General features: G+C 74.1%; 9 protein-coding genes and 2 pseudogenes. 10 read left to right on the top strand and 1 reads right to left on the bottom strand.

All coding sequences use genetic code 11. From position 1 onward, the window contains the following. From HW578_RS18280 to HW578_RS18255, 6 genes and pseudogenes are all read left to right on the top strand, one after another. Window positions 1–551 (top strand): annotated as a pseudogene (locus HW578_RS18280) (hypothetical protein); the annotation flags it as partial. Window position 552: 1 nt separating this feature from the next. Beyond that, window positions 553–1512: a respiratory chain complex I subunit 1 family protein gene (locus tag HW578_RS18275; protein WP_198372113.1), complete on the top strand. Its 960-nt coding sequence runs from the start codon at window positions 553–555 to the stop codon at window positions 1510–1512. Beyond that, window positions 1509–2177 (top strand): hydrogenase-4 component E, encoded by a 669-nt coding sequence (locus HW578_RS18270; RefSeq protein ID WP_198372112.1) that lies wholly within the window; start codon window positions 1509–1511, stop codon window positions 2175–2177. The genes HW578_RS18275 and HW578_RS18270 overlap by 4 nt, the downstream gene beginning before the upstream one ends. Then, window positions 2177–3613 (top strand): hydrogenase 4 subunit F, encoded by a 1437-nt coding sequence (locus tag HW578_RS18265; RefSeq protein WP_198372111.1) that lies wholly within the window; start codon window positions 2177–2179, stop codon window positions 3611–3613. Before HW578_RS18270 ends, HW578_RS18265 begins: the two co-directional genes overlap by 1 nt. Then, on the top strand, window positions 3610–5121 hold the full coding sequence (locus tag HW578_RS18260) for a hydrogenase large subunit (RefSeq protein ID WP_198372110.1): 1512 nt from the start codon (window positions 3610–3612) through the stop codon (window positions 5119–5121). Before HW578_RS18265 ends, HW578_RS18260 begins: the two co-directional genes overlap by 4 nt. After that, window positions 5121–5654, top strand: a complete 534-nt coding sequence (locus HW578_RS18255) for an NADH-quinone oxidoreductase subunit B family protein (protein ID WP_198372109.1) — start codon at window positions 5121–5123, stop codon at window positions 5652–5654. Before HW578_RS18260 ends, HW578_RS18255 begins: the two co-directional genes overlap by 1 nt. Before the next feature lie 338 nt (window positions 5655–5992). On the opposite strand, the gene HW578_RS18250 is transcribed toward HW578_RS18255, so the two are convergent. Beyond that, window positions 5993–6418: a DUF1489 family protein gene (locus HW578_RS18250; RefSeq protein WP_198372108.1), complete on the bottom strand. Its 426-nt coding sequence runs from the start codon at window positions 6416–6418 to the stop codon at window positions 5993–5995. A gap of 125 nt (window positions 6419–6543) precedes the next feature. On the opposite strand from HW578_RS18250, the gene HW578_RS18245 reads away from it, so the two are divergent. From HW578_RS18245 to HW578_RS18230, 4 genes and pseudogenes are all read left to right on the top strand, one after another. Beyond that, a complete protein-coding gene (locus tag HW578_RS18245; RefSeq protein WP_198372107.1) occupies window positions 6544–7668 on the top strand; it encodes an OpgC family protein in 1125 nt (374 codons plus the stop codon). Window positions 7669–7745: 77 nt separating this feature from the next. Beyond that, complete coding sequence (locus HW578_RS18240) at window positions 7746–8303, top strand: sigma-70 family RNA polymerase sigma factor (protein WP_369407922.1); 558 nt, start codon at window positions 7746–7748, stop codon at window positions 8301–8303. Beyond that, entirely contained in the window at window positions 8303–8965 is a 663-nt protein-coding gene (locus HW578_RS18235; RefSeq protein ID WP_198372105.1) for an NrsF family protein, read from the top strand. The genes HW578_RS18240 and HW578_RS18235 overlap by 1 nt, the downstream gene beginning before the upstream one ends. Window positions 8966–9011: 46 nt before the next feature. Continuing rightward, window positions 9012–9278: pseudogene (locus HW578_RS18230) on the top strand (hypothetical protein); the annotation flags it as partial.

Below are 9278 nucleotides of genomic sequence, written 5' to 3'. Positions count from 1 at the left end.
GCGGCCCGCGCGCGGGCCTGCCACCGGTGGGCGCGGGGGAGGGGGGCGCGCGCTACTGGCCGGTGCTGGTCGCGCTGCTGCTGGCGGCCGCGGTGGTGGCGGTGCTGTGGTTCGTGCGGCGGCGCGCACCGGGCGGTTTTGCTGCAGGCGGCATCGCGCGATTCGTGGCCCCCGGCGCTGTCATGCGTGGGCCGGCCTGGGATTGCGGCTTCATCGCAGCACCCGCGCACCTGCCCTTCGGGGACCCCACCACGCAGCCATCCGCAGCGGGCTTCGGCCAGCCGCTGCGGCGGATGCTGGGCGCCAGCCTGTTCGCGGCGCATGAGGCGGTGACCATGCCGCCGCCCGGCGCGACCGGCCCGGCGCGGCTCGAGGCCGGCTTCCACGACCCGGCGCTGGCGGCGCTGGAAGGGCCACTGCCGCGCTGGCGCGATGCGCTGGCGGTGCAGGCGGAGCGGCTGCGCGACCTGTCGATTCGCCAGTGCCTGGGCCTGACCTTCGGCGCCGTGGTGCTGATGCTCGCCCTGCTCGCCGTGCTGGAGCGCCACTGAGGTGGCCACGGTTTGGGGCATCCTTGCGCAGGTGCTGCATCTGGCGCTGATCCTGGCGGCCGCACCGCTGCTGACGGGTGCGGTGCGCTGGCTGAAGGCGCGGATGATGGGCCGGCGCGGCGCCGATCCGCTGCAGCCGCTGCGCGACCTGCTGAAGCTGCTGCGCAAGACGCCGGTGCTGGCGGAGAACGCCTCGGCCGTGTCGCGCGTGGCACCCTATGTCGCGGTGGCGGCGGCGGTGGCGGCGGCCGCGCTCGTGCCCTCCTTCGCGCGTGGCATGGCCTTGGCGCCGCTGGCGGACCTGATCCTGGTGGCGGGGCTGCTGGCACTCGGGCGCGTGGCGATGGCGCTTGCGGGGATGGATGTCGGCACGCCCTTCGGGGGCCTCGGCGCGTCGCGGGAGATGTCCTTCGCCGCGCTGGCGGAACCCGCGCTGGTGGTGGCCGCGCTGACGCTCGCGATCCTGGCCGGGACCACGAACCTCGACGCCATCGCGGCGGCCTTCCGCGACGGCGGGCTCGGGCTGCGCGTCTCGCTCGGCCTGGCGCTGGTGGCGATGGTGGCGGTCGCGATCGCGGAGAATGCCCGCATCCCGGTGGACAACCCCGCGACGCACCTGGAACTGACCATGGTGCACGAGGCGATGATCCTCGAGGCCTCGGGCCGCCACCTGGCGCTGTGGGAATACGCGGCGATGCTGCGGCTCGCGCTGTGGCTGGCGCTACTGACGGCGGTTTTCCTGCCCGCGGGCCAGGCGCCGTCGGGGGCGGCCCCGCATCTGTGGCTGGTGGGGCTGCTGGCCTGGGTGCTGAAGATGGGCGGCCTCGCGCTCGCGCTCGCCGCCTTCGAGAGCGCGATCGCCAAGATGCGCGTCTTTCGCGTGCCGGAATTCCTGGGCGCGGCGCTGCTGCTCGGGCTGCTCGGCGCGATCTACCTGTTCGTCTCGACGGGGCTGACATGAGCTTCGGGCAGATCGGCTACGACGTGGCGCATCTGCTGGGCGGCGGCGTGCTGCTGATGTCCTTCGTGCTGCTGTACCAGCGGCGCATCGGCGCGGTGATCAACGCCTTCGCCATGCAGGGCGCGCTGCTCGCGCTCGCAGCCGCCTGGGCGGCGCATGCGCAGGGCGCGCCGGGGCTGTACGTGACCGCCCTGCTGGCCATGGCGGCGAAGGGCGTGCTCATCCCGCTCGCACTGCATGCCATCGTGCGGCGGCTGGACCTGCACCGCACGGTCGAGACGGCGCTCGGCATCGGGCTGTCGATGGTGGCCGGCGTGGCGCTGGTCGCGCTGTCCATCCTGGTGGTGCTGCCGGCGACCGAGGGCGTGCGCGCGGTGGCGCGGGAGAACCTCGCACTCGCGCTCTCGGTCGTGCTGCTCGGCATGCTGATGATGATCTCGCGGCGCAACGCCATCAGCCAGGTGATCGGGCTGCTCAGCCTCGAGAACGGGCTGATCCTGGCGGCGATCGGCGTGGCGGGCATGCCGCTGGTGGTGGAACTGTCCACTGCCGCGCTGGTCCTGATGGTGGCGGTTGTCGCCGCCGTCTTCGCCTTCCAGATCCGCGAGCGCTTCGACACGCTCGACACCGGCAGCCTCGAGGAACATCGCGGGGAGCGGCGCTGATGCCGCTGCAATGGATCATCGTCTTCCTGCCCTGGGCCGGTGCGCTGGCGCTGGCGGCGATCCCGGAGCTACGGCGCGCGACGGCGGCCAATGCCGCGGTGAGTGCGGCGACCTTCGCGCTGGCGATCGCGTTGGCGGCAATGCCCTTCGCCGAGCATGGCTGGACGCGCACCGATGCGCTCAACACGCCCTTCGTGCTGGTCTCGGCCTTCGTCGGGCTGACAACGGCGGTCTTCTCGGCCGCCACGCTCGACCAGGAAGGTTTCGACCATTGGCGCATCCGCGCCTACCACGCCGCCTACCAGGTGTTCATGGGGGCGCAGACGCTTGCGCTGCTGGCGGACAACCTCGGCGTCATGTGGGTGGCGATCGAGATCGCAACGCTCGCCACCGTCTCGATGGTCGCGGTGCACCGCACGCCGGCCGCCTTCGAGGCGGCATGGAAGTTCTTCATCCTCTGCGGCGTGGGCATCGCGCTCGCGCTGTTCGGCACCATCGTGCTCTATCTCGCCGCGCAGCCGCTGCTGAACGAGGAAGCCGGCCTATCCTGGGCGGCGCTGATGGGGGTGGCGGCGCGCTGCGACCCGGCCACGCTCAACCTCGCCTTCGCCTTCCTGCTGCTCGGCTACGGGACGAAATGCGGCCTGGTGCCGCTGCATTCCTGGCTGCCGGATGCACATGCCGAAGGGCCGGTGCCGATCTCGGCCGTGCTGTCGGGGCTGCTGCTGAACGCGGCGATGCTGGCGGTGCTGCGGGCGAAATCCATCGTCGGCGCCAACCCGGAGGCGATCGCGCCCGGTCCTTTCCTGCTGGCGCTCGGCCTCGCCTCCGTGCTGCTCGCCGCGGTCTCGCTGTGGCGGCGGCGCGATGCGCGGCGCTTCTTCGGCTGGTCCAGCATCGAGCACATGGGCCTCGCCGCCTTCGCCTTCGGCCTGGGAGGTGCCGCGGCGAACCTCGCGGGGCTGCTGCACCTGCTGGGGCACGCCCTGGTGAAAAGCGCGGTGTTCTTCGGCGTGGGGCGCGCCGCGCAGGCCAAGGGCAGCCAGAAGATCGCCGATATCGGCGGGCTGGTCGCGACCCATCCGGCGCTGGGCTGGGGCCTCGCGCTCGCCATCGCCGGCATCGCGGGGATGCCGCCCTTCCTGCTGTTCGTCTCGGAGTTCCGGCTGCTCGGCGCGGCGGCGGCGGAACTGCCCTGGCTGGCGCTGCCGCTCGCCGCCGGGATGGTGGTGGCGCTGGCCGCACTCGTCACCGTGCTGCAGGCGCTGTGCTTCGGCCCGCCCACCCCCGATGCCGCCACCGCACGCGATGGCTGGCGGGAGGCCGCGGCGGCCGCGCCGCTCTGGCTGCATCTGGCGCTGGCCGCCATCCTGGCGCTCGCCATGCCGGCGCCGCTGGCGGCGATGCTCGCGCAGGCCGCACGGGTGATCGGATGAGCGCGCTCGGCCTGATCCGCAGCGGCACCCCGCAGGGGGCGCGGCCCTTCGAGCGCTTCCTGCTGACCGCGCAGGCCTGGGCGGGGCTGCCCGCGGCGCTGGCGGCGGAACCCTCCCTCGCGCTGCTGGGGCTCTGGGCGGAACCGGGGACCGTCCATGCCGCCTTCCTCGACGAGGCGAGCCATGCGGTGCTTCTCGCCTCGGCCCCCGCCGAGGGCGGGCGCTATGCCGCGCTCTCCCCCGCGCGGCCGGGTGCCATCCGCTTCGAGCGCGCCATCCGCGACCTTTGGGGGCTGAGCGCCGAGGGCGCGGTGGACGATCGCCCCTGGCTCGACCACGGCCGCTGGCCCGTGGCCGGCCCGATGTCGGGCAACCCGGCGCCCCGCCCGGGCGCCGAGCCGCCGCAGCCCGAATTCCTGCCGGTCGAGGGCGAGGGCATCCACCAGATCCCGGTCGGCCCGATCCATGCCGGCGTCATCGAGCCCGGCCATTTCCGCTTCCACATCCAGGGCGAGGTGGTGGTCCGGCTCGAGGCGCGGCTCGGCTACAAGCACAAGGGCACGCTGGGGCTGATGCTGGGCAAGACCGCGCGCGCCGCGGCCGCCTTCGCCGCCAGGCTGTCGGGCGATTCCACCGTGGCGCATGGCTGGGCCTTCGCCGCGGCGGTGGAGGCCGCACTCGGCCTCGAGGTACCGCCGCGCGCCGTGGCCCTGCGCGCCGCCATGGCGGAGCTGGAGCGCATCCACAACCACCTGAACGACTGGGGCTTCGTGTGCAACGACGCCGCCTTCGCCTTCCCGCATGCGCGCTGCGGGTTCCTGCGCGAGGGCGTGCTGCGCGCCTGTGCGGACGCCTTCGGCCACCGGCTGATGATGGACCGCGTGCTGCCCGGCGGCGTCGCCCCCGACATCGCGCCCGGTGGGGGCCAGGCGATCCTCGCCGCACTCGATGCCGTGGAGGCCGAGATCCCTGCGCTGCTGCGCGTCTACGAGAGCCACGCGAGCCTGCAGGATCGCGTGGTCGGCACCGGCTTCCTCGACCCCGTGCATGCCGCGCGCTTCGCCGCGGGCGGCTTCGTCGGGCGCGGGTCCGGCCGGGCCTTCGATGCGCGGATCGCGCCGGGCTATGCGCCCTATGACCTGCTCGCGCCCGCCATCGCGGTCGAGGCGGGCGGCGATGTCGATGCGCGGGTGCGCGTGCGCGTCGCGGAACTGCGCACCGCCATCGCGCTGGTGCGCCGCCTGCTGATGACGCTGCCCGAGGGCGAGACGCTGGTGCCCCTGCCCGCGCGCGCCGGCGAGGGCGCGGCGCTGGTCGAGGGCTTCCGCGGCGAATGCCTGCACTGGCTGCGGCTGGATGAGGGCGGGGTGATCCGCGCGGTATTCCTGCGCGACCCGTCCTGGCTGCAATGGCCGCTGCTGGAGGCCGCCATCGAGGGCAACATCGTCGCCGACTTCCCGCTCTGCAACAAATCCTTCAACTGTTCCTATTCGGGGGTGGATCTCTGATGCTCTGGCCCCGCCTGGTGCGCGCGCTGGTCTCCCGCCCGCTGACCGACCCCGCCGGCGCGGCGCCGGCCGAGACCGTGGCCGCGCTCGGCGAGCGCCTGGCCACCACGGCACGCGCGCGGCTGGGCCGCAGCCTGGCCATCCGCGAGGTCGATTCCGGCTCCTGCAATGGCTGCGAGCTCGAGGTGAACGCGCTGCAGAACGTCGCCTACGACCTCGAGCGCTTCGGGCTGCGCTTCGTCGCGTCGCCCAGGCATGCCGACGTGCTGCTGGTGACCGGCCCGGCCTGCCGCAACATGGCCGAGGCGATGGAACGCGCGCTCGCCTGCACGCCAGAGCCGCGCTGGGTGGTGGCGGCGGGCGACTGCGCGGTGGATGGCGGCGTGTTCAAGGGCAGCTACGCGGTGCATGGCGGCGTGGGCGCCGTGCTGCCGGTGGACCTGCTGATCCCGGGCTGCCCGCCCTCCCCCGCGCAACTGCTGGAGGGCCTGCTGGCGCTGCTGGAGGCCGAGGCGGCGCCCAGGCAAAAATAAGGGCCGGCTGGAGTGAACCAGCCGGCCCCAAGAACCCGCCCCGAAGGACGGGTCAGTCGAGCAGCGGCCTGCCGGGAATAAGCCGCCGCGACACGTGAAACACTGACAGCCGGCGCCTCTCCCCGTGGTGGCAGCGGCCTTAATTCCCGGCAACCCGGGCGCGAGCCGGGTTTGGTCTCGCGGATTCGTGATGTCGCGGAGGGAGCCATGCGCCGGACCTGCCGCATGATCGTCCTCGCCGTGCTGGCCTGGATCGCCCCCGCGCTGCCGGCATCGGCACGCGCACCGCCGACCCGCGGGGCCGGATCGCGCGGCCGCGGATCGAATAGCCCGCCGCGTCAGATCAGGCAGAGTTCCGCGAGGTCGCGCCGCAGCCGGGGCGGCAGGCGGTCGAGCCCGCGCGGCGCGGGGCGGCCCTGCGCCACATCCGCCGGCGCTTCCTCGGGCTTGAGGTAGCGCCAGCCCTGGAAGGGCTTCATAGGCCGGGCTTCCACCGCGACCAGCGTGGGGTCGAGCACCAGCGCCGCGCAGGGGGTGCCGTCGTCCCATTCCTCCTCGCGCAGGTCGAGGATGCGCTGGCGCACGCGCACGAAGCCCGCCACCACCCAGTAGATCGACCCGCCATCCAGGATCTCGTCGCGGCGCTTGGGGAACATGCGCGTCCAGGCGCGCAGCGGCGGGTCGGTGCGCAGCCGATCCTGCTGGATCGCGGCGAGGGCCGCGACGTCCTTGGGGCCGACCGAGAGCTTGATGAGGTGGAGCACGCCCTCTCCTTCCCCCGCCGGCGGTCGAGTCGGCAAGCCCCTTCGCAGGGCGGTGCGTAACCATCGGGGCGCCGGCGCCGAAACCCAAGCCAAGCGCCGCTTCGCGGCCCCGGAGACCGATGCCCATGCCAAGCCCCGCGAGGGACGCCCCGCCGCGCCACCTGGCCCGCCCGCCGCGCGACCTCAGGCTCGACATCGCGCGGGGTTGGCTGCAGGTCTCGATCTTCGGGGCGCATGCGGTGGGCACCGCCTTCGGCGCCTGGGGTATCCATGCCGCCTGGGGGCTGTCGGACAGTTCCGAGCAGTTCCTGTTCCTGTCGGGCTTCGTGCTGGCCTCGGTCTTCACGCTGAAGGCGGCGCGCGACGGGGCAGGTGCCGCGGCGCGCGACACCTGGGCCCGCACCGGGCGGCTCTGGGTCAAGCACATGGCGCTGTTCCTGCTGTTCGGCGCCATGATCCTGTGGGCCGAGCGCGCCCTGCCCCTGCCGGGCGAGGCGGAGCGCCTGGCCTGGGGGCTGCTCGCGGCGCAGCCCTTCACGGCGCTGTGGGGCGCGGCGACGCTGCTGTATCTGCCCAACTACATCGACATCCTGCCGGTCTTCATCATGGCCATGCTGGCGCTGCCGGGCTTCCTGTGGCTGGCCCGGCGCATCGGCGCCTGGGCGCTGCTGCCCTCGGCCGTGCTGTGGGCGGGGGTGCAGGCCGGGGCCTGGCAGTACTGGTCCTGGCTGCCGGTCGGGCTCGACCCGCTGGCCTGGCAAGTCGTCTTCGTGCTGGGCGCCTGGTTCGGGCGGCGCGCGCTGCTGCACGGGACGGCGGTGCCACGCCGGGGCTGGGCGGTGGCGGCGGCGGTCGCGCTGGTCGTGCTCGGCCTCGCGCAGCGCGTGGCGGAGAGGTTCGGCACGGGCCTCGATGTCGAGACCGCCTGGACGCTGGCGGGCAAGACGCATCTGGGGCCGCTCGCGCTGCTGCACGGGCTCGCCATCGCCTACCTGGTGGCGGTGCTGGTCCCGCGCGAGGCACCCTGGATGCACCGCGCCATCCCGCAGGCGCTGGCGGCGGTGGGGCGGCACAGCCTCGATGTCTTCTGCATCGGGCTGTTCCTGTCCTGGAGCGTCACCGCCGCGCTGCGCCTGAACCCGGGCGCCTGGTGGCTCGACCCGCTGCTGACCCTGGCCGGCATCGGGGCGCTGGTCGGCTTCGCGCTGCTGCGCGAGCGCCGGCGCCTCAGCCCCGCGGTCGCGCGATGAGCGCCACCGTCCTGCCCGGCCGTTTCGCGCCCGCAGCACAACCGGCTAGACTGGGCGCACAACGCAGCGGGTGGTCGGTGACGCGGGACGCGGATGGCGCGTGGGATGGCTGGCTGGCGGCGGCGCAGGGCGGGGACTCGCGCGCCTATGACAGGCTGCTGCGGGACTGCCTGCCGCTGCTGCGCGCCATCGCACGCCGGCGCATCGCCGACCATGCGGAGGCCGAGGACGCGGTGCAGGACACGCTGCTGACAATCCATCGCATGCTCGCCACCTATGACCCGGCGCGCCCGGCGCGGCCCTGGATCGCTGCCATCGCCGAACGCCGCTGCATCGACCGGCTGCGCCGGCGCGGCCGCGGCGCCGGGCGCGAGAACCCGATCGACGACCATGCCGAGACGCTGGCCGCCCCGCCCGGCGTGACCGGCGAGGACCGCGTCGCCAACCGCCAGCTGCGCGAGGCGGTGGCGGAGTTGCCCGAGAGCCAGCGCACCGCGCTGCGCCTCGCCAAGCTCGAGGACCTGCCGCTGGCCGAGGCATCGGCGCGGTCCGGGCTGTCCGTTGGCGCGCTGAAGGTCGCGACCCACCGCGCATTGAAGACCCTGCGCCGCAAGCTCGGCGTGGAGGACGGGTGATGGACACCGACGACCTGATCCGGCGGCTTGCCGCCGACCTGCACCCGGTGCGGCGCCTCGCGTCGCCGCTGGTGCGTGCCGCGGCCTGGATCGGCTTCGCCGTTCTGGTGGTTGCGGCCTGCGTGCTGCTGTTCGGGCCACGGCACGACCTGATGGAGCGCCTGTCGCGCCCGCACGAGGTGGCGCAGCTGGCCTTCGGCCTGGCGACCGGCGTGCTGGCCGCGATCGCCGCCTTCGAGCTCTCGCTGCCCGACCGCTCGCCGCGCTGGGCGCTGCTGCCGCTGCCCGCCGCGGCGGGGTGGATCGGCTCGCTGGGCATGGGCTGCCTCGCGGATGTCGCGCGGGAGGGGCCGCAGGCGCTGGTGCTCGGCACCTCCTGGGGCTGCTTCCGCTTCATCATCCTGATGGGCGTGCCGCTGGCGATCTCGCTGGTCTGGATGCTGCGCCATGCCGGGCCGATCCGCCCGGTGCCGGTGGCGGCACTCGGCGGGCTGGCGGGGGCGGCGATCTCGGCGGTGGGGCTGTCGCTGTTCCACCACCTGGATGCGGCGGCGATGGTGCTGGCCTGGCATGGCGGCAGCACGCTGCTGGTCATGCTGGGCTTCCTCGCCGCCGGGCGGATCTGGGGCGACCGCGCGGGGGCACGCTTCACCGCGGCTTAAGGCCGGTCTGGGCATTCTCCGCGGGATCGTTCTCCCCGGGGGTTCCATGCGCGCATTCCTCAACCTGTCGGTCGGGCTCAAGCTCGCCTCGTCCGGCCTGGTCGCCGTGCTGATGCTGGGCGGCGTGGTCGGGACCGTGCGCGTCACGGGCGACGCGCTCGAGGCCGAGATCAGCCAGCAGGCGCGCATCTCCGACAGCGGCGCGCTGCTGGCCGCGGCCACCGCTTCGGCGCGCGACGCGCCGCTGCAGGACCAGGCGCTGCGCGCCGCCAATGCGCCCGCCGAGGTGGAGGAGGCGCGCGCGGCCGCGCGG

The organism is Roseomonas rosulenta (genome assembly GCF_016106005.1).
GTDB classification, from domain to species: Bacteria; Pseudomonadota; Alphaproteobacteria; order Acetobacterales; family Acetobacteraceae; genus Neoroseomonas; species Neoroseomonas rosulenta.
Note: the sequence above shows the minus strand (reverse complement) of the source record. Positions and strands in the feature narration are given on the sequence as shown.